Origin of the sequence: Cobetia sp. D5, assembly GCF_035666195.1 — a bacterium.
GTDB lineage: Bacteria > Pseudomonadota > Gammaproteobacteria > Pseudomonadales > Halomonadaceae > Cobetia > Cobetia amphilecti.
The window spans coordinates 2,145,899-2,170,047 of record NZ_CP142020.1; the positions used below are offsets into that span (position 1 = coordinate 2,145,899).

The 24,149-nt window shown below is 62.4% G+C and carries 20 protein-coding genes; 8 read left to right on the forward strand and 12 right to left on the reverse strand.

Annotation, left to right across the window (positions count from 1 at the left end):
- Positions 1–27: 27 nt before the first annotated feature.
- The 10 genes from U0O11_RS08950 to fliD form a co-directional block, all read right to left on the reverse strand.
- Positions 28–567, reverse strand: coding sequence for a chemotaxis protein CheW (locus U0O11_RS08950; protein WP_442872622.1), 540 nt, complete (start codon positions 565–567; stop codon positions 28–30).
- Between the two features lie 75 nt (positions 568–642).
- On the reverse strand, positions 643–2,913 hold the full coding sequence (gene cheA, locus U0O11_RS08955; protein WP_324689465.1) for a chemotaxis protein CheA: 2,271 nt from the start codon (positions 2,911–2,913) through the stop codon (positions 643–645).
- Positions 2,914–2,995: 82 nt separating this feature from the next.
- Entirely contained in the window at positions 2,996–3,970 is a 975-nt protein-coding gene (motB, locus tag U0O11_RS08960; protein ID WP_324689466.1) for a flagellar motor protein MotB, read from the reverse strand.
- A 146-nt stretch (positions 3,971–4,116) separates the two neighbouring features.
- Positions 4,117–4,986, reverse strand: a complete 870-nt coding sequence (gene motA, locus U0O11_RS08965) for a flagellar motor stator protein MotA (protein ID WP_176677172.1) — start codon at positions 4,984–4,986, stop codon at positions 4,117–4,119.
- A 270-nt stretch (positions 4,987–5,256) separates the two neighbouring features.
- Complete coding sequence (gene flhC, locus U0O11_RS08970) at positions 5,257–5,823, reverse strand: flagellar transcriptional regulator FlhC (RefSeq protein ID WP_054556600.1); 567 nt, start codon at positions 5,821–5,823, stop codon at positions 5,257–5,259.
- Positions 5,823–6,152 carry a flagellar transcriptional regulator FlhD gene (gene flhD / locus U0O11_RS08975; protein WP_159055718.1) on the reverse strand — a complete coding sequence of 110 codons (330 nt, stop codon included), beginning with the start codon at positions 6,150–6,152 and terminating at the stop codon, positions 5,823–5,825. Before flhD ends, flhC begins: the two co-directional genes overlap by 1 nt.
- Before the next feature lie 928 nt (positions 6,153–7,080).
- Positions 7,081–9,009, reverse strand: a complete 1,929-nt coding sequence (locus U0O11_RS08980) for a hypothetical protein (protein WP_324689468.1) — start codon at positions 9,007–9,009, stop codon at positions 7,081–7,083.
- Positions 9,010–9,157: 148 nt separating this feature from the next.
- Positions 9,158–9,523 (reverse strand): flagellar protein FliT, encoded by a 366-nt coding sequence (locus U0O11_RS08985; protein ID WP_324689470.1) that lies wholly within the window; start codon positions 9,521–9,523, stop codon positions 9,158–9,160.
- A 2-nt stretch (positions 9,524–9,525) separates the two neighbouring features.
- Positions 9,526–9,927: a flagellar export chaperone FliS gene (gene fliS, locus U0O11_RS08990; RefSeq protein ID WP_324689472.1), complete on the reverse strand. Its 402-nt coding sequence runs from the start codon at positions 9,925–9,927 to the stop codon at positions 9,526–9,528.
- A 180-nt stretch (positions 9,928–10,107) separates the two neighbouring features.
- Positions 10,108–11,565, reverse strand: coding sequence for a flagellar filament capping protein FliD (fliD, locus tag U0O11_RS08995; protein ID WP_324689474.1), 1,458 nt, complete (start codon positions 11,563–11,565; stop codon positions 10,108–10,110).
- A 421-nt stretch (positions 11,566–11,986) separates the two neighbouring features.
- On the opposite strand from fliD, the gene rbsD reads away from it, so the two are divergent.
- The 8 genes from rbsD (at position 11,987) to U0O11_RS09035 (ending at position 21,621) form a co-directional block, all read left to right on the forward strand.
- The gene (rbsD, locus tag U0O11_RS09000) at positions 11,987–12,406 is read left to right on the forward strand and encodes a D-ribose pyranase (RefSeq protein WP_107334721.1); all 420 of its coding nucleotides are present in this window, start codon (positions 11,987–11,989) and stop codon (positions 12,404–12,406) included.
- Positions 12,406–14,037 (forward strand): sugar ABC transporter ATP-binding protein, encoded by a 1,632-nt coding sequence (locus U0O11_RS09005; protein ID WP_324689476.1) that lies wholly within the window; start codon positions 12,406–12,408, stop codon positions 14,035–14,037. The genes rbsD and U0O11_RS09005 overlap by 1 nt, the downstream gene beginning before the upstream one ends.
- Positions 14,037–15,014 (forward strand): ribose ABC transporter permease, encoded by a 978-nt coding sequence (gene rbsC / locus U0O11_RS09010; protein WP_107334720.1) that lies wholly within the window; start codon positions 14,037–14,039, stop codon positions 15,012–15,014. Before U0O11_RS09005 ends, rbsC begins: the two co-directional genes overlap by 1 nt.
- A 122-nt stretch (positions 15,015–15,136) precedes the next feature.
- Positions 15,137–16,042: a ribose ABC transporter substrate-binding protein RbsB gene (gene rbsB, locus U0O11_RS09015; protein WP_324689479.1), complete on the forward strand. Its 906-nt coding sequence runs from the start codon at positions 15,137–15,139 to the stop codon at positions 16,040–16,042.
- A gap of 146 nt (positions 16,043–16,188) precedes the next feature.
- Complete coding sequence (locus tag U0O11_RS09020; RefSeq protein WP_324689481.1) at positions 16,189–17,214, forward strand: LacI family DNA-binding transcriptional regulator; 1,026 nt, start codon at positions 16,189–16,191, stop codon at positions 17,212–17,214.
- Between the two features lie 354 nt (positions 17,215–17,568).
- Positions 17,569–18,711, forward strand: a complete 1,143-nt coding sequence (locus tag U0O11_RS09025) for an MFS transporter (protein ID WP_324689483.1) — start codon at positions 17,569–17,571, stop codon at positions 18,709–18,711.
- Between the two features lie 312 nt (positions 18,712–19,023).
- Positions 19,024–20,235, forward strand: a complete 1,212-nt coding sequence (locus U0O11_RS09030) for a dicarboxylate/amino acid:cation symporter (protein WP_054556589.1) — start codon at positions 19,024–19,026, stop codon at positions 20,233–20,235.
- A 345-nt stretch (positions 20,236–20,580) separates the two neighbouring features.
- Positions 20,581–21,621: a hypothetical protein gene (locus U0O11_RS09035; RefSeq protein ID WP_324689485.1), complete on the forward strand. Its 1,041-nt coding sequence runs from the start codon at positions 20,581–20,583 to the stop codon at positions 21,619–21,621.
- Between the two features lie 127 nt (positions 21,622–21,748).
- Here the strand turns inward: U0O11_RS09035 and U0O11_RS09040 are convergent, their stop codons facing one another.
- Together U0O11_RS09040 and U0O11_RS09045 are read right to left on the reverse strand one after the other, a co-directional pair.
- Entirely contained in the window at positions 21,749–22,282 is a 534-nt protein-coding gene (locus U0O11_RS09040) for a hypothetical protein (protein WP_054556587.1), read from the reverse strand.
- Positions 22,283–22,617: 335 nt separating this feature from the next.
- Positions 22,618–24,147, reverse strand: coding sequence for a c-type cytochrome (locus U0O11_RS09045; RefSeq protein WP_324689488.1), 1,530 nt, complete (start codon positions 24,145–24,147; stop codon positions 22,618–22,620).
- Between the last annotated feature and the right edge of the window lie 2 nt (positions 24,148–24,149).

The following is a 24,149-nucleotide window of genomic DNA, read 5'->3' on the forward strand; positions in this document are numbered from 1 at the left end:
GCCTGACTCATGCCGCGAGGCAGCAGGTCATGCCGGCTGCCTCGCGGGCTCCATCAGCGCCATTTCATCACAGGTCATCATGTGCTCGATATCCATGATCAGCAGCATGTGATCATTGACGGTCGCCAGCCCCGCCAGGAAGTCACTGTTCATGCGCGCACCGAATTCCGGTGGCGGCAGCACCTGATCGGCCGCGAGGCTGATCACATCGGAGACGCCATCGACGACGATGCCGACCACACGCTCACCGATATTGATCACGATCACCACCGTCTGCGCCGTGTATTCGGCCTGGCCCACTTGAAACTTCAGTCGCAGATCAACGATCGGCACGATGACGCCACGCAGATTGGTCACGCCCTTGATGAAGGCCGGTGCATTGGCGATACGCGTGACGTTCTCGTAACCGCGAATCTCCTGCACCTTGAGAATATCCACGGCGTAGTGCTCCTCGCCGAGGCTGAATACCAGGTATTCGCCGCCGTCATTGACCTTGGAGGCGTGGTCCTGCGCCAGGCCGACATTGGACGTCTGCGCCGCGGCAACTTGAGTGTGAGACATGCTCATCTCCTGTCTGTGATGGGATGACGCTTCGCGCAGAGGCGCAAGGGGCGAGGATGCGGCCGGTGAATGACCATCGCCTCAGCTGACAATGGCGTCCTGGGGCATAACGGACTCAGTGACGACCTCTGCCTGCCTCTGCACCGCTGGCATCTGATTGGCGAGGCGATGCAGGTCCGAGACATCCAGTATGAGCGACACCCGCCCATCGCCCAGGATCGTCGCCGAAGAGACGCCCGGCACCTTGCGATAATTCCTTTCGAGATTCTTGACCACCACCTGCTGCTGACCGATCAGCTCATCCACCAGCAAGGCGTAGTGGCGCCCCTTGCCCTGCACCACCACCACGATGCCCTGCTCGGGCTGCGTCTGGGCGCCCGGCACCGCGAACACCTCATGCAAGGCGACTAGACTCAGGTATTCGTCCCGCACCTTCAGCAGGCGATCATTGCCGACCATGCTGAACAGCATGTCGGCCTGCGGCTGCAACGACTCCACCACCACCGACAGCGGCAGGATGTAGATTTCCTCGCCGACGCGAATGGCCATGCCCTCGAGGATCGCCAGCGTCAGCGGCAGCACGATACGCGTGGTGGTGCCCTGTCCGGTCACGGAAGCAAGCTCCACATGCCCGCCCAGCGACTGGATGTTGCGCTTGACCACATCCATACCGACTCCACGCCCCGAGACATCACTGACCTGCTCGGCCGTCGAGAAGCCGGGGGCGAAGACCAGCTGCCAGACCTCGACGTCGCTCATGCCATCGCTGACCGCCAGGCCGTTGCTGACCGCCAGGCCGTTGCTGCGCGCCTTGGCCAGAATGCGCGCGCGATCGAGGCCGGCGCCGTCATCCATCACTTCGATGACGATATTGCCGCCCTGATGGCGGGCAGACAGCGTCAGGGTGCCGTGGGCGCTCTTGCCACTCGCCTCACGCTCGCTGGGCGATTCGATGCCATGATCGAGGCTGTTACGCACCAGATGGGTCAGCGGATCGATGATGCGCTCGATCAGGCTCTTGTCCAGCTCGGTGTCATGCCCCTGGCTGACCAGCTCGACCTGCTTGCCCAGCCGCGAGGCAAGGTCGCGAATCAGGCGCGGAAACCGCGAGAATACGTAGTCCATCGGCATCATGCGTACCGACATCACCGCTTCCTGCAGATCTCGTGCATTGCGCTGCAGCTGGCTGATGCCACTCACCAGCGCCGCCTGATCCGGCGGCGTGGTCGCCGATGCCGTCTGCTCCAGCATCGACTGGGTGATGATCAGCTCGCCGACCAGGTTGATGATGGTATCGACCTTGTCGACGCCGACGCGGATGGAGCCCTGCTCGGTGGGCGCATCAGTGGCGCGCCGCCCCGGCTGACTGCGTCGCTCGCCACTCGCCGGGGTAGCAGAGGAAAGTCGTGGCGACGAGCCTGTTTCGACTGTCGCTTCCCCTGGCGCTGGCTGGTCAGCAAGTTCGACCGCTGCGTCGTCAGCCATGCCATCGGCGACGTCCTCGACCTGTTTTTCAGTCGGCTCTTCAGTCAGCGCTTCAACCTGCCCATCCGCTACGCTGCCCACTACGCCATCAACTACGTCATCAACCTCAGTTGGTGGAGCAGCTGTCGCGGGCTCGATAAGAATCTGCTCCGGCTCGATGACGAAGCACATTACTGCCTCGATATCCTCGGCGCTGACCGTGGTACTCACGATGACGCGACATACCTGCTCGTCACCGCTGCTGGAGATGACCTCACCGAGGTTGGCCAGCTCTTCGATCAGCAGTTCACGCTCGCGGTCGGCGACGAACATCAGAGTGACCGAGAGCAACGGCACACTTGCGTCGGCGCTGGGGTGTGACTCGAGCGTAGACGGCGTGGCCATATCGCTGCCGACTGGCGCAGATGCTTCGCCTGACGGCCCTGGTAGGCTCGGGCCATCAATGTCAGATGGCACTGGTTCGCTCGAGGCATCAATCACCGACGACTCCTCGCCCAGCTGCTTGAGCACCGCGACGATATGCGCGTAGGCCTCGGGGTCAGGGGACTGGGCATTGCGATAGGCCGCCAACTGGTCGTCGAGCATGTCCTTTGTCTCCAGAAAGCGATCGATATGCTGAATGCTCAACCGCAACTCGCCACGGCGGGCACGGTCCAGCAGGTTCTCGAGGTGATGGGTGGTGTCCTGCAGGACCGTGAAGCCGAAGGTCGCGGCGCCGCCCTTGATGGAATGGGCCGCACGAAAGATGGCGTTGAGCTGCTCGGCATCCGGCGCCTCGACATCCAGCGCCAGCAGCAGGCGCTCCATCTCGGCCAGCAGCTCCTGCGCCTCCTCGAAGAAGGTGTCGTAAAACTCACTGATATCCATGCATGTTCTCGCTGGCTGTCATTGCGCTATCACACGGGAAGCGGCGCCGCTTGAGTTCTGACATGAGGGGCATTGAGCGCACTCAGCTGTCCAGCCCGGAGGCGACGGGGCTGTCGGTGACAGGACTGCCAGCGACGGGATTCGTCACGCGCACCGGGCTTGCCAGCTGCTCGAGACGCTCGCGCAGGTTGTTGATGTCCTCGGCGGGCTGGGGATTGACGCCGTTGCTGTCGGTGATATCGCGATAGGCCGACTGGCTGAGCACCATCAGGCTGATGCGACGATTGATGGCGGCCTCGGGGTTCTGGCTGTCGAGGCTGATGCGCGAGCCCATGCCGACCACGCGCACGATGCGCTCATAGGGCAGCCCACTGTTGCCCAGCACGCGGCGCGCGGCATTGGCGCGATCGGTGGAGAGCTCCCAGTTGCCGTAGCCGCCTTCACCGACGAAGGGACGATTGTCGGTATGCCCGGTGATGCTCAGGTGATTGGGCAGCCGCTTGAGAATCGGCGCCAGCAAGCCAAGCAGCTGCGACAGTTGTGGCGAGGGTTGCTTGCTGCCCAACGCGAACATCGGGTGCTGATCGCTATCGGTGATCTGGATGCGCAAGCCTTCGGAGGTCAGCTCGATCTGCAGCTGCTCACGCAGTTCGGCCAGGTCCGCGTCATCGGCCATGCGCTGCGTCATGGTGGTGTCGATCTCATCGCGAATGGCAGCCATGCGGGAATCATCGGCCAGCGCCTGGCGCTGCAGACGTTGCAGGTCAGCGCCCTTCTCGCCCTGGGTCTGCTCGGCCATGAAGCCGCCGCCGGGAATGGCGCTGCTGGAGGCCGAATTGCGATCGCCCCCCAGCAGCGAGACTTCCAGCGGCGCACCGAAGTAGTCGGAGATTTCCCGCAGGTCGTCATCCGAGGCATTCGAGATCACCCACATCACCAGGAAGAAGGCCATCATCGCGGTCATGAAGTCGGCGTAGGCGATCTTCCAACCACCGCCATGATGTCCTTTGACGATACGCGGCCGCTTGATGACGATGGGTCTGCGCTCTTCACTCATCGAGACCTCCGAGCTTAAGTCCAGAGACACCCACTGACTCGACCACGACAGCCAGCGACACCTGTGTCACTGACACGCCGGTGACGGACACGCTTGCGAGTGACGCACTTGCGACTGACGCACTTGCGAGAGACAGCAACGCCATATCAGCCCGCACCCTTGTTCTTGATCTCGCGTACATGCTCTTCCAGCTCGTTGAAGCTGGGACGCTCGGCGGTGAACAACGCCTTGCGGCCGAATTCCACCGCGACCTGCGGGGCATAGCCATTGAGCGAGGCCATCAGGATGACGCGAATGCACTGCATCATCTTCACGGCCTCATGCACCTCGTGCTGGATCTTGTTGGCGACCGGCGTGACGAAACCATAGGCCAGCAGGATGCCGAGGAAGGTGCCGACCATGGCATTGGCGATCAACACGCCCAGCTGAGCGGCGCCCTGATCCGCCGAGGCCAGCGCATGCACCACCCCCATCACGGCGGCGACGATCCCGAAGGCCGGCAGGCCATCGGCCACCGCCGAGAGGGAATGCACCGGAATCTCGGTCTCGTGCTTGAAGGTCTCGATCTCGTGCTCCATCAGCGACTCGAGCTCGAAGGGGTCCATGTTGCCGCTGACCATCAGGCGCAGGTAGTCGGTAATGAAATTCATCAGAATGGGGTCGGAGAGCAGGCGCGGATACTCGGCGAACAAGGCGCTTTCCTGCGGATTGTCGATGTCCTGCTCGATCGCCAGCATGCCCTGCTGACGGGCACGCGACAGCAGCAGATACAGCAGCCCGATGACTTCCATGTACAGGGACTTGTTGTAGCCACGCGTGCGCTTCAACTTCGAGAATGCCTTGCCGGTGGCCTTGATGGCCTTGCCGTTGTTGCCGGCCAGAAAGGCGCCGACGGCAGAGCCACAGATGATGAGCAATTCCGCGGGCTGCATCAGCACCGCCAGGTGCCCGCCCACCATCAGATACCCGCCCAGGGTGGACCCGATGACCACTAGATAGCCTATGAACAACAACACAATAACCCCCTTGGCATTCGGTCAACGTCGCATGAATCTGACTATCGGCGTCGCTGAGCATGTCTTTAGGGTCACGGCGGAATATTCGTTGAGGCAGTCGTTGCCGAAAGCACCATGGTCGAAACAGTCAGCATTGAGTCAGGCGTCAGAGCAATGGTGCACAACGCAAGAAGGCTTGCCCGGGGATGGGCAAGCCTTCTGGTCTTTGCACGCTCGTCTTGCTCGTTCGCCTGGCGCAATCCTGGCGCCTTCACTGACACGAGACAGCTATCAGCCGAGACTGGCGACGGCTGCCGACTGCTCCAGTGCCAGTTCTTCACGGGCCTTGCGACGGGCGGCCGTCTTGCCGGCACGCGATGGCGGCTGGCAGATGCCACACACGTAATCGTGTGATGGCGTGTGGGCGTGCACCACGAAATGGCCACTGCAGGTCTTGCAGCTGGCCACTTCCAGCAGATCGCTTTCGAAAAAGCGCACCAGTGTCCAGGCGCGCGTGAGCGCCAGCACCGGCTCGTCTTCGCCGACATGCTCCAGGTAGAAGCGATATGCCTTGACGAAGGCATTCATGCGCGACGCGCCCTGCGCCTTGAGCCGACGGTAGAAACCGTGGAACAGCGATGCATGCAGATTGGGCTGCCAGGTCATGAACCAGTCGGTGGAAAACGGCAGCATGCCCTTGGGCGGCGAGACACCCCGAACTTCCTTGTACAGCTTGACCAGACGCGCGCGGCTGATCTCCGTTTCCGTCTCGAGCACCTGCAGGCGGGCCCCCAGTTCGATCAACTCTACTGCCAACTGCAGCTGTTGCAGTTCATCGACGAGACTTTTCTGGGTCATCAGCTGACTCCCCCCTGGCGAAGTCCAGCATCGTTCTGGCGCGCATTCAGCAGCATGGCAGTGTGCATCGCGCTGAAATCCTGGTCGCGTCCACCCTGCAAGACTCCCTTGAGCTGCGAGGCATCATCCAACGCCAGCTCGCACAGCAGTTGATTGCAGGACGACAACGACACCAGCTGACTGACACTCATGCCAGACAATAGATCCGCCATCTCTTGATCGAGACCCAGGCGTACCAGCGCCATTTCCGTATCTTCGACCAACAAGCGCTGCACAAGCAGAAGATACGACAGATTGACACTCTGTATATCATTGAGCAGTGAGGACATCATGATTCCCTGAGTGGTCTGATCGTCCCGAGCTACCGCCAACCCTGGCGCTCGACCGTCATTCCTTATGGTTTTGATGTGATGAAACGAAATACTCAATGGCGCCGGACCAATGGCGCCATGCGGGCTAGCGGCTTCATGACCAAATGAGCCACCCACTTAAAGATGGCGATTCTAATACTTAATCACGTAATGGACCAGACTCTTCATCAACATTTTTTTACATACCACTACGCTATATGCACAAAAGCTGCATCAAGCCGCCGAAATGGCAGCAAGGTGTGTAAGAAAAGCCCTCAATCTTGTCTTCAAGACGACTTGCATAATCACGATGCACCAGATTTGTCATACAAAGCAATAGCAAGCGGATGGTGCGCACAGTGTGTTGCATTTTCGTGAAAGGCAGCCCTGACCCTTTCCCGCCGCCCGGGGCATGCCTTGTACAATATCGAGCAATTGCCCCGAACGGGCCGCCAACAGGCAGCAAGTTACCCCTGCGTAAAGGCGAGGAATAACGCAATGTCAGCACTTGTCCAGAATGGGCTATCTGCTATTTCAACGCTGCGAGAGGACCCGCCAGCGGCTCGCCCAAATGGGTTTCTCTCGCCGCTTCAACACAATAAAACACTGCATATGAGGGTTCTGGCACAAACAACATGCAGGATCGAGCTGCATTTACAGGGCGACCCTCGGCGGAGTTTCAATACCGCTTCCACGCAGGCAGTTCGCCTGAGTGACGCTTTATTTAAATATTATAAATAAATTATATTTCTCGATATCCTGGCCTATGGCGTGACGCCTGAAGTGTCACTTCACACCTCCACAGTCGCCATGCAGTGGCATGCCATAAAAACATTCGTCAGGGCTCAATGAGCAAGAATCGTACAAGGATGAAACATCATCCTGCAGAGCGGGACATTCGAGGATTTTACTCGGAAGGCGCCTTCTGTGAGCGATGCCTCTCTGCCCATAGCTCGGCGATCTTGACGACGACCTGCATCAAGGCTGTGGGCAATTCCTTGCGTGCCGGCAGGCCGGTGGCCAGCATTTCGACCAGCTCGGGCATTTCATGCACGCTCAGACCCAGCGAATTGGCCCGCTGCTGGATGCGCTGCCCCAGCCTCTCACCCTGGGTATGCATGAAATCCGTCGCTTGCTCTGCCGTGGCCCGAGGGGCATCAAGAGATGTGCCATCAGAAGACGCGGGCGCCTCATGATCAGGTACTGCATCGACGGGGCGTACGTGCACCCTGGGCGCTATCCCGGCCAGACCTTGCGCGAGCGCATGCTGCAGTTCGCGCAAGGCCGCATCACGCTGGCCTGCATTGCTGGAGGGTTGCGTCAGTCGCTCTATCTCGACCACCAAGGCCACAGGCGCGGCGAGCTGATACCAGGTCAGGTTCAGTGCAAGCGTTGCCCGCGCGGCAGTCTCCCCGCTCTCACTGCTCCTGCTCTTCTCCCCCCTCTCACTTTCCGCACTTTCCGCACTTTCCACACTACCGGGCGCTTGCATCTGCCCTTCGCCCTGCTCCGCATTGTCCTTCGCGGCAAGATTTTCCTGCTCGGAAGTCACCTGTGGCTTGCGATCGCTGCCCTCCTCGCCATCGCTGTCGCCTGCCACCAAGGTCAGCGACATCTTCCACTGCTGAGCCTCGCCGTGATCACTGCGGCGACTGTCAGGTGTGGCGTCATGCGCAGCCACGGGCGTCACGGCCAATGGCGCTGTACGTCGCTCCTCCTCATCCCGCGAGCGATGCCAATATGGCGGCCCCGGGAAATAGAGGCTGAAGAAGACATGCAGGCCGGGCATCAACAGGCCCTGCCAATGGAAGGGCTGACCCAGAATCAACAACAGCTGTTGCTGTACCAGCCCGCTGGCAAGGGCGTCTGAGCCACTTGCCTGGCGAGACACATCAGAGGCGGCAGGTTGAGCGACGCCCAATTGCATGTTGGCGCGATAGGCACCCAGCGCACTGGCTTCATGAGAGCCGGCGCCCTGTCGGGCCGCGTCAATGCCACCCGGCGGCAAGAGCATGTCACTGCTCGGGCGAGCCATGCCCGGGCGCGACTCACGGCGCAGCTCTGCTCGCATGTCTCGCATGCGCCAGACAAAGGCGTCCTCGCGTGCCGCCTCCCAAGGGATGAAGCGCGCCTCCGCCAGCACCGGCCATTGCCGCCAGGCCAACAGAGCCTCCAATCTGGCATTGGCAAGCTGCGGATGACCGGCGAGGTCGGCCAATCCCAGCCGATTCTCGACCCAGGCGAGCAGGTCCGCTTCGTAGAAGAGCCCGCTCTGGTGGATCTGCTGGCTCAAGGCCGCCGACAGACTGAGAAGTGATGCGCTGGACAACGCCATGGGCGCCAGAAGACCGGGCAAGGGCTGGCCGCGCGCCAGCAGAGACACCAGCGATTGCCCTTCCGGCAGCGCCAACCCGACCCGCGCGGACGGCGAGCCGCTGGCCACCAGCTGTGACAGGGCATCGAACAAACGCGACATCGTCTGTGTCTGCGTCGTCAGCTCGACGGAAGCACCGGACGGTGGGAGGGAAGAGGAAGCTGACGCGAGGGCGCCAGCGGGAGAAGTGGAGGCTTGCGAGGCTGTCAGCAACGCTGCGCTGGCATTCAATGACGGGGCCGCAGGCCTTGCGCCTGAGCCTGTACCAGTTCCCGTCTGGAAGAGCGGATTGGCGCCATTCTGGCCGCCACTGCCCTTGCCATCTTCCGCCCCCAGCCCCTGGCGCGACTGGAGAGCGGAGGTCGGGAAGACGACACCGGAGTCCGCCGGCGGCGGGCGTTGTGCCGCCCTCCCCAACACCTGATGGAGCAGACTATCGATCAAGGGATTGATGCCGCTCATGTCGTGCAATCCTCATTGCCCAGGGGAGGCCGTCAGGGAGTCATGCGCGAGGCCTTGGAGGCTCGACTCTCCCCATGCCCGATCAAGCCTTGCTCTGCTGGGCCTGACCGCCCTGATCGTAACTTGCCTGGTCTTGGCTGTTCTGGCCTCAGCTATTCTGACCGTAGCTGCCCTGGCCATAATTGCCTTGGCCATAGCTGCGTGCCAGCTTGCGGCGCGTACCCACATCCCCGAGCACTTCCTGCAACTGACTCTGGCGCGCCTTGAGCTGGACAGTCAGCTCTGATTCCAGCATGGTTAGCGTGCGCAGGCGTTGTTCCAGCGCCCTGCGCGTCTCGGCGTTGCCACCTCGCGGCATACGCAGCTGCTGCATCTTCTCGATATAGCTGGCCTGCCCGCCGAGTACCGCGGGCCAGTCACCCAGGCGTGCTGAGCGCAGCATGGCATTCATCTGCTCCAGCAGCTCATCGCATTGCTGGAAGGTGTCATCGGCGAGCAGTGCATTGCTGTCCATGGTCAGCCCATCCCCTTGTCGTGTACGGCAATCTGACGCCAGGCGTCACCCAGCTCGTTGAGCAGGCGACGCGCTTCCTCGAGCTTTTCCGGGTTGTTGCCCAGGTTAGCCTGCATGATCAGGCGCGTGATGTAGTCATACATACGATCGAGATTGGTCGCGACCTCATTGCCCTGCTCATGATCCAGGCAGGCACGCAGACCTTCGGTGACGATGCTGGTCGCCTTGGCCAGCGACTGTCCCTTGGCGGCCACGTCGCCGGCCTCCATCTGCAGACGCGCCGCCGCCAGCGCGCGGTCTGCTCCCTCGAACAACATCACGATCAACTGGTGTGGACTGGCGGAAAGCACACCGGATTCTACGCCGACACGGGCATAGGCATTGGCGCCACGATAGCGACTCATGGTGATTGGGTTCCCTTGTGCATGGCGTTTGTCAGTATCTCTGTCAGATATGGAGCCGTCGTCGGCATGCCGTCTCGACTGCGGGCATTGCCGGACGCATCGAATCTCGCAAGCGCATGGCGGATGGCCTGGGCCTGGGTCAGTAACCAATGACCAATGTCTCAAGGCATCAGCCACCGATCAGCCCGTCATGTCCCAACTGTTTTCCAGCGTTTCCAGCTGACTGGTCAGGTAGTCACTGGTGGATGTCAAGTTGGCCACCAGGATGTCGAGTTCCGTGAACTGCTCCCGATAACGCTCGATGGTGGCCTCGATGGTGTCTTCGGTCTGCTCATACTGACTGGCGAGACTCTCCAGCGACCCCTCGATGCCTTCCGTGGTGCTTTCCAGCGTGCCGTCTTCCCCGACCACCTCCTCCAGCAGACTGGACATCTGGCTGGCGAAGCCGCTGGTGCCCGCCTCATCATCGGAGATGAAGAACCCCGACATCGCCGCCAGCTGCTCACTGTCGGCAGCCTCGATCACGGCGCTGTCGAATTCGAGCTTGCCATCGTTGGTACGGCTCACTCCCAGCGAGGAGAGCGCATAGAAATCGCCCTCACTGGTGAAATTCAGCGCCGAGGTCAGACGACTCTCGATGGTGCGCAGCGTCGAATCGCCCAGCAATTCCCCCGCGGTCCCTTCATCGGCATTGAAGGCGGTGTAATTGTCGATGGTGTCCTGCAGGTCGTTGTAGGCATTGACGAAGGTCTCCATCGCCTTGCTTACCGACTCCGCGTTCTCCTTGACGGTGACCACGCTCGCAGACGTGTTGGTCTCGCTCAGCGTCAGGGTCAAGCCATCCACGGCATCATCGATGACATTGGAGGTGGCTTGCATGCTGATGCCGTTGACGCTGAACTCGGCATTGCGCGCCGCGACGACTTCCTCCATCCCGCCGGCGGCCGGGTCACTGCTTGTCGCGTCATAGCTCGCCGGGACATGGCTGAGCAGGCTATCGAGCTCTGCCACCTCGCCGCTGGTCGAGAGGCTCATCACCGCCTCGTTGCCCGTCTCCTCCGAGGTCATCACCAGGCGATACGGCGTGTCGGAGCCATCATTGACGATCGAGGCCGTGACCCCGAGACCCGCCTCATTGATGGCATCACGAATGCCTTCCAGCGTGTTGTTGCTCCCGTCGATGACGATGCTGGCGCTGCGCTCGGCGTCCGCCGCATAGCTGCCATCACTGGCCAGCGTGCCCAATGACAGCGTCAGCGTGGTCCCGGTGCCATCACCGATGGCCTCATCACGACTCGCCTGGCCCGTCGTCGCCAGACTCTGCGCCTGCGCCAGCTGGGTGACAGCCACCGAATAACTGCCCGCACTCACTTCCGAGGTTGCCGTGGCACTGACGCCCGAGCCACTGGCGGTGGTCGTCATGCCGGCATAGGTCTCGGCATCGGCCAGCGCCGCGGCGGCGGTATCCAGGGATTCCAGGCGACTTTGAATCGTGCCCCAGGCCGACAACTCGGCCTCGTAACTTGCCTGCTGGGTCTCGATCGGCGTGAGCTTCTGACGCTCTGCCGTCTCCAGATCCGTCAGCAGACTGTTGAGGTCGAGCCCAGAGCCAATCCCCAGCGATGAAATCGTCGCCATATGCACCTCTCGATAGGGTGAAGGTATTTTCACATGCCCGCTGAGTCGCCATCAGGCGAAAAAGCACGCATACCGGGCGTATTTGTCTGTCTGAGTGTTGTGGCTATCGGCACAGGGTTCGTGAACTTGAGGGCTTTCTTGTGCAGACGTTGTCTTGTGTGAGCGCCTTATTCTTTCGATCACCTTCTTTCGACCACCTTCTTCTTGCGACCACCTTCTTTTTCAATCGCCTTCCTTTTTGATCACCTCCCGAGCACACCCCGCATTGGACCTCAGACTACAGAAAGGTAGTCACCCTACAGCGCCTACGACGTATCGCTTACCGCACCGCAAACGTTTGCGGTTCATAATTGGCGCCATTGTGAACCAGCGGATTCAGACACTGGATCGACTCATTCCTGCTTTACCCAAGGACTGCGACGTGAAACGACACGGCATCTTGAACGGACCTCTCAGTGGCCACCTCGCCCGTCTCGGCCATACCCACACCGTGGTGATCGCCGACGCCGGCCTGCCGATTCCCGAGGGCGTGCCCTGTGTCGATCTCGCGGTGGTCCCCGGCCTGCCTGCCATGCTGCCGGTGCTGGACGCCCTACTGGCCGAGCTGTGCATCGAGGCCACGACCCTGGCCGAGGAGCTGCCGGTCAAGAGCCCCTCGTTCCATGACGCCATCGTCGAACGTCTGGACACCCTGGACCGCCTGTCCATGGCACCGATTACCCGCCAGCAGCTCAGTCATGAAGCCTTCAAGGCGGCGCTGCCCGAGGCGAGCGTCATCGTGCGCACGGGTGAGTGCACGCCGTACGCCAACGTGATCCTGCACTGTGGAGTGCCCTTCTGATGCAGAGCCATGCACAACCGCGGGTGCTGATGGCACTCAAGGGCATCGACAAGGGCTTCTCCGGGGTCAGCGTGCTCAAGGGTGTCGACTTGACGCTGCGCGCGGGGCGCGTGCATGCGCTGGCCGGCGAGAATGGCGCCGGCAAGTCGACGCTGATGAAGATTCTCTCCGGCGTCTATCGCTATGACGCCGGCACGCTGTGGCTGCGTGACGAGGAAGTGGTCTTCGCCACCCCGCGTCAGGCGATGGACAGTCGTATTGCCATCATCCACCAGGAACTCAATCTGGTGCCGGGCCTGTCCGCCGGCGAGAACATCTTCCTCGGCCGTGAGCCACGCACCGCGCTGGGCACCGTCGACTGGAGGCGTCTGCATCGCGATGCCCGCCAGCTGCTCGACCGCCTGCGCCAATCACTGGATTCCCGCACCGCCGTCAGCGAGCTGAGCATCGGTCAGCAACAGATGGTCGAGATCGCGCGTGCGCTGTCGCTGGACGCCGAGATCATCATCATGGATGAGCCCACCGATGCGCTGACCGACATCGAGACCGAGATTCTCGCCGAGGTCGTCGCGGAGCTGCGCGCCGAAGGCCGCTCGCTGGTCCTGATCACTCACCGCCTGAACGAGATCTTCAGCATGTGCGATGAAGTCGCCGTGCTGCGCGATGGCCAGATGATTCACCAGGGGCCGACGGCGGAGCTGGATGAGGACGGCCTGATTCGCCTGATGGTCGGTCGCGAGCTGGCAGAACGCTACCCTTACACACCCGCCAGCCCTAATGGCGAGGTGATGCTTGAGGTGAAGGATCTCGAGGCGCCGGGCGTCAAGGGCATCAGCTTCTCTGCCCGCCGCGGAGAAGTGCTCGGCTTTGGCGGCCTGATGGGCGCTGGGCGCACCGAACTGGCCCGCGCCCTGTGCGGCGATACCCGTATCAGCGCCGGCAGCGTGCAGCTGCATGGCCAGCCGGTGAGATTTTCCTCGCCGGCCGAGGCATTGGCCGCGGGTCTGGTGTATGTGCCGGAAGACCGCAAGCAGGCGGGCCTGATCCTCGCCCACTCGGTGGCCAGCAACATGTCGTTGAGCGCCCTGCCGAGCTTCTGTGGCGCGTTCGGGCGTATTCGCCATGGCGAGGAAGCCGCCGCCGTCGAAAGCTTCGTCAAGAGCATGCAGATCAAGGTCAGCAATACCGACCAGCCGGTCGATACGCTGTCCGGCGGCAACCAGCAGAAGGTATCACTGGCCAAGGCGCTGATGCCGGCGCCGGAGCTGGTGATTCTCGATGAACCGACCCGTGGCGTGGATGTCGGCGCCAAGCGCGAGATCTACCTGCTGATCAACGAGCTAAAGCGCCAGGGCAAGTGCGTGCTGCTGATCTCCTCCGAGATGCCCGAACTGCTCGGCCTGGCCGATCGCATTCTGGTGGTCGCCGATGGGCGCATCTCCGGCGAATTCAGCCGTGAGAACGCGACCCAGGAAGCGATCATGACCGCGGCCTCGGGCCTCGAGAGCCCGCTGAGCAGCGACAGCACTTCAAAAGCCGGCGCTTCATCGACCAGCGCTGCATCACGCGCTACCGCCCGCCCGTCTTCTACCCCCGATTCCTCCGCTTCCCGCCACGAGATGCCGAACTGATGTCTACTCCTTCTTCCTCTGCCGCCAGCGGCCGCCGCCTCGACGTCATGCGTCTGCTGGTCGACAACAAGGCGCTGATCGCGCTGGCCCTGTTGATCGCCGTGAGTGCCGGCCTGTCCGACAACTTCCTGTCGTCCGACAACCTGCTCAACGTGCTCCGCCAGACCAGCATCAATGCCATCATCGCCATGGGCGTGACCTTCGTCATTCTCACCGCGGGCATCGACCTGTCGGTCGGCGCGGTACTGGCGCTGACCGGCGCCTTCGCGGCCTCGATGACCGCCGCCGGCCTCTCCCCCTGGTTGAGCGTGCCGGGCACCATCATTGCCGGTGCCGGCCTGGGCGCCATTTCCGGCCTGTTCGTCGCCTTCGGTCGCATCCAGGCCTTCATCGTCACGCTGGTGGCGATGACGGTGCTGCGCGGTGCCACGCTCGTCTACACCGATGGTCGTCCGGTCTCCATCGGCGTCAGCGAAGCCGCCGACAGTTTCTGGAATCTGGGCGGCGGTTACTGGCTCGGCGTGCCGATCCCGATCTACATGATGTTCTTCGTCTACGTGCTGTGCTGGGGCGTGCTGCATCACACCCGCTTCGGGCGCCACGTCTATGCGGTCGGCGGTGGTGAGAAGGTCGCGCGTCTGTCCGGCATCAACGTCAATCGCATCAAGATCAGTGTCTATGCCATCGCGGGTGCCTTCGCGGCACTGGCCGGCGCCATCCTCGCCGCGCGTCTGGGCTCGGCACAGCCGAATGCTGGCACCGGTTACGAGCTGGACGCCATCGCGGCGGTCGTCATCGGCGGCACCAGCCTGATGGGTGGCCGTGGACGCATATTCGGCACCTTGATCGGGGCACTGGTGATCGGCGTGCTCAACAATGCGCTGAACATCATGGGCGTCTCCAGCTACTACCAGATGATCGCCAAGGGCGCCGTCATACTGCTCGCGGTACTGATCGACAGCCGCGCGCAGAAATAGAAGAGCAAGTAAGTAATACACGACACGGTTTCATTCCCGGCAGCATCGAAGACCCTCGCCCCCGTGCGCCAACCACGGGGGCCCTCCAGCGGGTCGCCGACAACAACGAAAGGACCATCGCCATGAAGAAGAAGAACGGAAAACTGCTCACCTCCACGCTGACCACCGCCATCACTGCCGCAGGCCTGAGCTTGATGCCGGTGCAATCCGCCATGGCCGACAAGATCGCGCTGGTGGTCTCGACGCTGAACAACCCGTTCTTCGTCAGCCTCCAGCAGGGTGCCAAGGACAAGGCCGAGGAACTGGGCCACGAGCTGATCGTGCTGGATTCCGGCGATGACGCCGCGCGAGAGCTGTCCAACGTCGAGGACGCCCTGTCCCGCGGTGTCGACCTGCTGCTGATCAACCCGACCGACTCCGATGCCGTGGTCTCCAGCGTGCGCACCGCCAATGGCCGTGATGTGCCGGTGGTGACACTGGATCGCAGCGCCAACGGCGGTCGGGTCGCGGCGCACGTCGCCTCCGACAACGTCGCCGGTGGTGAACTGGCGGGCAATTTCATCGCCGAGAAACTCGCAGGCAAGGGTGAGATCGTGCAGCTGGAAGGTGTCGCCGGCGCCTCGGCCACGCGCGATCGCGGTGAAGGCTTCATGAAGGCCATCGACGGCCAGACCGGCCTCAGCCTGGTGGCCACTCAGCCGGCCAACTTCAATCGCACCCAGGGGCTGAACGTGATGGAGAACCTGCTGCAGGCGCATCCGGGCGTGAATGCCGTCTTTGCCCAGAACGATGAAATGGCGCTCGGCGCACAGCGTGCCCTGCAAGCCGCCGGCAAGGACATCCTGCTGGTCGGCTTCGATGGTACCGATGAAGGCATCAAGGCCGTACAGGCCGGCAAGATGGACGCCACCGTCGCCCAGCAACCGGCACTGATCGGTAGCCTCGGCGTCGATACCGCCGACAAGCTGCTCAAGGACGAAGACGTCGAGAAGACCATTTCCGTGCCACTCAAGCTGATCACCGAATAAGCGACCGCACGGCTCGCACCATCTTCATCGCAAGACAGGACGCCGGCCACTGGCCGGCGTTTTTCCGTCTTTCCTTCAATGGCGTGTCTTTCTCGCCTCGCAGGGCCAGTGACGCCCGCTCGACTTTCACCACCAGGGACAGAGATGTGATTCGACTCAAGGATGTGGCGGCACACGCCGGAGTTTCCGTGACCACGGTGTCGCATGTCGTGAATGCCACCCGCCCGGTGGCCAGTGCGACCGAGGCCCGAGTACGCGAATCGATCGCCGCACTCGGCTATCGACCGGACAGCGTCGCCCGCGCGCTGAAATCCAACCGTAGCCACACCCTCGGGATGATCGTCACCAATGCGCACAACCCCTTCTTCGCCGAGGTGATCCGCGGCGTCGAGGACCGCTGCTACCAGGCAGGCTACAGCTTGATTCTGTGCAACAGCGACGATATCGACGCCAAGCAGCTCAGCTATCTCGAGACACTGCGGGACCGACGCATCGATGGACTGGTGGTGATGACCGCCGAGAACGGTGCCGGCTTTCTCGAGGCGCTCAGCGCCCTGCCACTGCCCACGGTGATGATGGACGCCGAGCCCCAGCCTGGCTGGGACATGACGGTGGTCAATGATGATTCACGCCTGGGGGGCAGGCTCGCCATCGAACACCTGCTGGCGCAGGGGATCGAACGCATCGCCCTGCTGACCGGGCCTCGAGATCATGCCCGTTCCCGCGAGCGACTGAGCGGTGCACTGGACGCTCTGCACGCCGCCGGCCTGGGGCTTGCCGAGGACTGGCAGATCGAGACCCAGCTGATGCTGGCCGACGGTCATCGCGCGGCCCATCTGCTGCTGGCCAACCCGGCCGACAGACCCGATGCCATCTTCGCCTTCAATGACCTGCTGGCACTGGGCTGTCTGCGCGCCGCTCGAGACCTGGGCCTTGAGGTACCCAAGCAGCTCTCGATCATCGGCTACGACGATATCGAGATCAGTGCCTATCTCTCACCCGCCCTGACCACCATCCGCCAGCCGATCTATGCGCTGGGCACCACGGCCGTCGATCAGCTGATCGCGCGCCTGGAGGGCGCCCCCTTCCCGGGCCAGACCCAACTGGCCCCGAGGCTGGTGGAACGCGACAGTGTCGCGCGGCCAGACCAGCGCCTTCAGGGCCAGGCTTGAGCACAGTAAGTATTGAGCGCCTTCAGGGCCAGGCTTGAGCGCAGCCACGCTTGAGCACAGTAAGTATTGAGCGCCTCCAGGATAGATCACAGATCTATACCGGTTGAGCATCAAACATATCAAATACCAACATTTCTCTTATAGGTGAACACTGCCTACCCTGCCCCTCGTGAATCACCGCTGCCACGGCTGGCAGCACGCACATGAGGACACCCAGGTGACAGGCACTCCCCCTCCAGCACTTCCCGATCGGACACAGCCCGATCAGATACTGTCCAGTCAGGCACAGCCTCGCCGACATCGACATCGGACGCCGACAGCACGCCCGCCATTGGCCGTGGTCTGCTGTTATTGATGGCGATCGCGGTCGCTGCAACTGCCGCCAATCTGTACTACAACCAGCCGCTGCTGGCAGAGATGGCCCGCTCACTGGGCGTGAGCCAGGGCATGATCGGCCTGATTCCCTCCGCGACCCAATTCGGCTACGCCGCCGCCATCCTGCTGATCTCGCCGCTGGGCGACACCATGGACAGGCGCCAGCTTATCCGCAATCTGTCCATCACCCTGGCACTGGCCTCACTGGGCATCTTCCTGGCCCCCAGCTTCTGGCCGCTGTTGCTGGCAAGCTTCGTGGCCGGGCTGGGCGCCAACATCACCCAGCAGCTGATTCCGCTGACCGCCTCGCTGTCCACCCCCGAGGCGCGCGGCAAGAACATCGCCACCCTGATGACGGGGTTGACCATCGGCATACTGCTGTCACGCACTCTGAGCGGCAGCATCGGCGAATACTGGGGCTGGCGCAGCGTCTTCCTGGTCGCGGCCATCCTCGCCGTCATCATCGGTGTGCTGCTGCATCGTCACCTGCCCAGTCGCGCGCCTGCCGTGCAGATGGCCTACCCCAGACTGATCCTCTCGATGGGCACGCTGTTCAAGCAACATGCCCTGCTGCGGGAATCCGCACTGACCGGCGCACTGTGGTTCGCGGCCTTCAATGCCATGTGGGCGACGCTGGCCATTCACGTCACCGATGCGCCGTTTGACTACAGCGTCCAGCAGGCAGGGCTGTTCGGTATCATCGGGCTGGCCGGCATCTTCGGGGCCAAGGCGGCGGGCCGTCTGGTCAATCGTGTCGGCGCAGGGCACCTGATCAGCTTCGCCCTGGTGATGGTGCTGGCGTCCTTCGCGGTACTCGGCCTCTGGGGAAACAGCCTGGCAGGGCTGATCGTCGGCATCATCCTGCTGGACCTGGGCGTCTTCGCGGCTCAGATCCCCAACCAGGTGCGCGTATTCTCGATCGACCCCAAGGCCCAGAGCCGCATGAACGCCGTCTACATGCTGTGCTACTACCTCGGTGCGGCAGCCGGTTCCGCCATCGGCGTCAAGATGATGAGCGTGCATGGCTGGCAGGGCATGTCGCTGTTCGGGCTGGTACTGGCAGCGGTGGCACTGGTGCATCATGGTGTAAAGCAGCGTCGCTCGGCCTCTTCAACACAGTGAGACCAGGACAGTGAGATCAAGACAGTGAGACGAGAGCGCAAGCGAAGCGCTAGGTAGGCAAGCGAGGCGCGAAAGAGAGAAAACGCGAAAGTTATAAAAACGAAGCGATGAACGGCTGAGAGCCTGAGATGGCGCCTGGTCAGCACGTCGAGTCATGGGCATTCACACCCCATGCCACGGCAGCTGGCCAGGCGCCTGAAATGGTGGCGCAATTCAGGTAAACTCTGCGCGCCATTTCGGTGCGTCGCCGAGGTGGTACGCGATTCACGACCCGTTATCGGGGCAAGAACCCGTCAAACCCTCGAGATCCACATGAAGCTCATCGTCAAACTTATCCTCGGCATCATTGCCGGCCTGCTGATCGGCCTGATGGCCCCGGATGCCCTCGTACGTGCCGCGCTGACCGCCAAGGTCATCATCGGCCAGCTGATCAACTTCACCATCCCGTTGATCATCCTGTTCTACGTCATGAGCGGCATCGCGTCGCTGCCGAAGAATTCCGGCGCCATGCTGGGTCGCACCGTCGGCATGGCCTACGGGTCGACGATTCTGGCCGGCATCTTCGCCTTTCTGGTGGCCAGCAACCTGCTGCCCGGCATGCTGTCCGGCATGGCGCCGGTCGCTGAAGGCCGCGATGCCCTGACTCCCTTTCTCGATCTCGAAATCCCCGCGGCACTGCCGGTAATGACGGCCTTGGTGCTGGCCTTCGTGTTCGGCGTGGTCATCAGCCGCCGCGAACTGCCGACCCTGAAAAGCGCCGTCTTCGAATCGCGTGAAGTGGTCGAGGTGTTCCTCAATCGCGTCATCATCCCGCTGCTACCCCTGTTCATCGCCGGTACCTTTGCCGAGATGGCCTACGAGGGCAAGGCGCTGTCGACACTGGATACCTTCTGGAAGGTGCTGGTGCTGGCGATCGTGATGCACTGGATCTGGCTGAGCACGGCCTATCTGATCACCGGCCTGATCCAGCGTCGTTCTCCGCTGGGCCTCCTGCGCAACATGCTGCCGGCCTACCTGACGGCGCTGGGCACCATGTCGTCGGCGGCGACCATTCCGGTCAGCCTGCGTCAGACCAAGGCCAATGGCGTCAGCGATGAAGTGGCCAACTTCAGCGTGCCGCTGTGCGCCACCATCCACCTGTCCGGTTCCACCATCACCATCGTCACCTGCGCCACTGCCGTGATGATGATGAGCCACAACCTGGCACTCGCAAGCCTCGGCGAAGTGATTCCGTTTTTGATCATGCTGGGCCTGACCATGATCGCCGCGCCCGGGGCACCGGGTGGCGCCGTGATGGCGGCGCTTGGGGTTCTGGGCAGCATGCTCGGCTTTGGCGAGGCGGAACTTGGCCTGATGATCGCGCTGTATCTGGCCCAGGACAGCTTCGGTACCGCCACCAACGTCACCGGCGACGGCGTGATCGCGCTGTGGGTCGATCACTTCGCGCGCCGCGATGGTGTGGTGGCCACGCCGGAGCCGGATGCCGCGACCGGCGAAGCACCGGTGGCACGCTCACAGCCGTGAGCTGCCATATGTGCTGAGCCGTGAGCTGTCGCATGCTCTGAGCCGTGCAAGAAGTGAGCTGAGCCACCTGCGCTGACAGTCGTCAAAAGCCCCGCCTCTTTTCGGAGACGGGGCTTTTTTCATGCCCGCGGTCATCCATACGCTCATCCATACGCTCATCTTCACGGCCATCCTCACGATCATCTTCACGGTCAGCCTGCAGGATGGCGTGCTGGCGGCAAGGTGAGACATGACGCCGCGCCGTGCCTGACACCCACAGATCAAACGGCTACCATTGGCGCCCACGCGCGAGCGCTGTCATCGCTGCCGTACGCCATCACCCTGTTACCGTTGCCGGAGTGCCAGATGTCCCTGCTTCCCCCTGCACTGTTCTGTCCTTCGATATCACTACCGATATCTCGCCCGCGCCTGGCACGCATGTTCGCCACCCTGTCGCTCACCACTGCCAGCCTGACTCTTGCCCAGCACGCCAGCGCGCTGGAGATCGGCATGCCCGCCGATGGCGGCGTCAGCGTCAGCCCCGCCGTGATGCTTGAAGCCGAGGGCACCCTTGATGAGCAACTGAGCAGCCCGCTGTTGCTCAAGCAGTTCTCAAGCCACGAGGCCGTGGAGCAAGGGCTGAGCGATGGCAGCCTCGACGCCGCCTACCTGACACCGCAGATGCTCAAGGCACTGGCCGAGAGCGGCATGTCCCTGCGAGTGCTGGACGGCGCGGATCTCGACGATGTCAGCCTGGTCGCGCGTGACGAGCTGATCCGCTACACCGAATTGTTCGAGCCCCAGGAGCTGCTGATCCGCTTCCTCAATGACACCACCCGTGCGGTGCGAGTGGTGATGCGCGATGACGATGCACGCTCGCATCTGGCGCTGAAGCAGTGGGTCGAGGTCAAGGTCGGCTCCAGCATGCAGCTGGTCAACCCACGCTCGCTGGAAGAGCTCGAAGGCGATGAATATGTCGGGGATGCGCCTCAGGCACTGATCAACAGCCGCAAGATGCACGCCGCCTTCCTCAACGGCGATGACGCGACGCGTCTGGTGGCGCTGCATCCGCTGTCCAAGGACTGGCTGCCGCGCGCCGACATGCTCGACCTGCCGCGCATGCTGCTGGTCAGCCGCGCCGATATCGAAGATGCGAGCCTTGAGGCCGAACTAGAGTCACTGGCCGTTGAGCACGCCCGTATGCAGCAGAGCCTGCACGGCGAAGAGCCGATGAAGCTCGCCTTCACGCTCAAGCAGGCCTGGCCGGCGGATGCCGGTGAGGCGCCGAGTCTGCCCAAGGTGGTGCATGCGCTGAACGGGCGCGCTATCCCGACCGCCGACATGCGCACCGCCCTCAAGGACTGGCTGGGCGAGCAGCAGTCAGCGGTCAGCTGGCCTGAGCTATAGCAGCAAACCCAGCAGTAGCCCCAGGTGTAGACCCGGCCGTAGGCCCAACAGTCATGCCCGCCACAGGGCAAATGACAGACACAAAAAAACCCGCCGATTGGCGGGTTTTTTCGATCAAGGGCAACGATCAGGCGTCGAGGGCTTCAGCGATCTGGGACTGAGCCTTCGGGCCGATGCCCTTGACTTCAGAGATCACGCCATCAGCGTGAGCCTTGCGGACCTTGGCGACATCGTCGTAGCCAGCGTCAGTCAGGGCACGGATAGCGGCAGCGTTGAGGCCGAGGTCTTCCAGAGAGGCCGCATCGGCTTCTTCGGTCGCTTCCTCGACGGCTGCGCCCATCGGCATCATGCGAGACTGCGCGATGGCCTGTTCGCGTGCCAGACGTGCCTTGTACTGCACCAGCTTCTGGTTGAACTCGTGTTCGACCTGCTTGCGGTGCTTGTCAGAGGCTGCGGCTTTCTCGCTCAGGCGTTCGTTGCGAGCGCGCAGGTCTTCGACTTCCTTCTTTGCCTTGTCACGGGCATTGCGGAGCTTGTCGGCTTCTTTGCTGGCTTCACGCAGCTGACGCTCCAGCTCCTTGATGCGGGCGTTCTGGTCCTGCTTGGTGTCCTGCTCCTGAAACAGGGATGCAAGCTGGTCGTCAAGATTAGCGTCGGTCATACTGCTATGTTGCCTCGAATAATTGATAAAGAGCTAAAGTCTGGGCGCACATTCTACCGCAGTTCTTCAGTTTGTGCTGCATTTGAGCGCAACCCGAGCGGGATGAATGTGAATCGGGGGTCCTGCATGGGGCAATATTACCCCAACTGTGTGACATCGCCAGCCACGGATGAACCAGTCATGGAGGATACCGAGCGCGGGATGAGACGGCACTGAACGCACACGACAATCGCATGTCGGCGCCGTGGTGCAGGTCACGGAAAAGACAGCCCGCTTTCATGGGCTGTCTTTTTACTCGGCGACCAAGCACTTGCGCAGGCCTGTCAGCACAGATCTCAGTGCTTGCGCCAGTCCTCGAGCTTGTCGCTCAGCTGCTGACGACGCGCTTCGGGCGATGCCAGCGTCTCGGACTGATGGCCTTCCCCGAAGCGATTCTCGAGATAGTCCATCAGATTGATCAGCTCATCATCGGTCAGGCTGTCATCGAAGGCCGGCATGAAGACACTGTGGCCATTGTTCTCACGCTGCACGCCATTGAGGATCGCCTGGGCCAGATTGTCCGGATAGACACTGCCGGTCACGCTGTTGTGGAACAGCGACGGGTAGTAGCCATCCTGGGTGCCGGCACCATCCGCGCCGTGACACATGGCGCAGTGGCCCAGATACAGACGCACGCCCGGCGTGGCATCGGTCAGCTGGCCGATCAGATCTTCATCGTCGGGACGCTTGTCCAGCGGCTGACCGCGCAGCAACAGCACATCATCGGCCGGTGCCCCCTGATTGAAGCGCGTGGCGACCTGCGGCTCGCTTTCGGCCTCGCGATCACCATCATTGACCGCCTCGCCCTGCTCGCCCTTGCCATCCACCGCCGGAATCGACTTCAGATAAACCGCGATGGCGCGCAGGTCGTCTTCACTCATGTAACGCATGGAGTGCTCGACCACATCCGCCATCGGGCCGCCAGCCTGCGCCTTGCCCTTGAGGTTGCCGGTCGCCAGATAGGTCTGGATATCCTGCTCGCTCCAGCTGCCCAGACCATCCTGCATGTCCGGCGTGAGGTTGAAGGCGCGCCAGCCTTCGATCATCGCCCCGCCCAGATAGCCTTCTTCATCACCGGTCAGCGCCGTTTCCTGGAAGGCGAAGCCACGCTCGGTGTGACAGCTGCCACAGTGGCCCGGCCCCTGAACGAGATAGGCGCCACGGTTCCAGTCGGCACTCTTGTCCTCGTGGTCCTGCCACGGCTCCAGCGGCGAGAAGATCTCTTCCCACAGCGCCATCGGCCAACGCATGTTGAGCGGGAACGGAATCTCGCTTTCGCGGCTGGGCGTGCTGCTCGGCGTCACCTCATGCATGTTCCAGGCATAGAGCGCCTTGATGTCCTCATCCGTCAGACGGGCATAGGAAGGGAACGGCATCGCCGGATAGAGGTTGTGACCATCGGCAGCCTCGCCCTCGCGCAGCACACGGGTGTACTCCTCGAGGGTGTAGTTGCCGATGCCGTGCTCGGTGTCCGGGGTGATGTTGGTGGCGTAGATCTCGCCCACCGGGGTCTCGAAGCCGAGGCCACCGGCATATTCATCGCCGTCCTCGGTGCTGTGACAGGCCGCGCAATCACTGGCGCGCGCCATGTACAGGCCCTTCTCGATCAGCGCGGGGTCATCGGTGGCGGCCTTGTCGGCTTGTACCTGTCTGGCGTGCTCATCCTCGCCGCTGCCGCAGGCGCTGAGCAACATGGCACTGGTGCCCGCAATGGCGGCCAGGCGGACGGCACGGGTCAGGCGTGCGGGGTGAAGGATCGGGCGGGCACCGCGACCTTTCTCATCAATGGCATCACGGGTGCCAGCAGTACGGACGTGCGGGACCATGC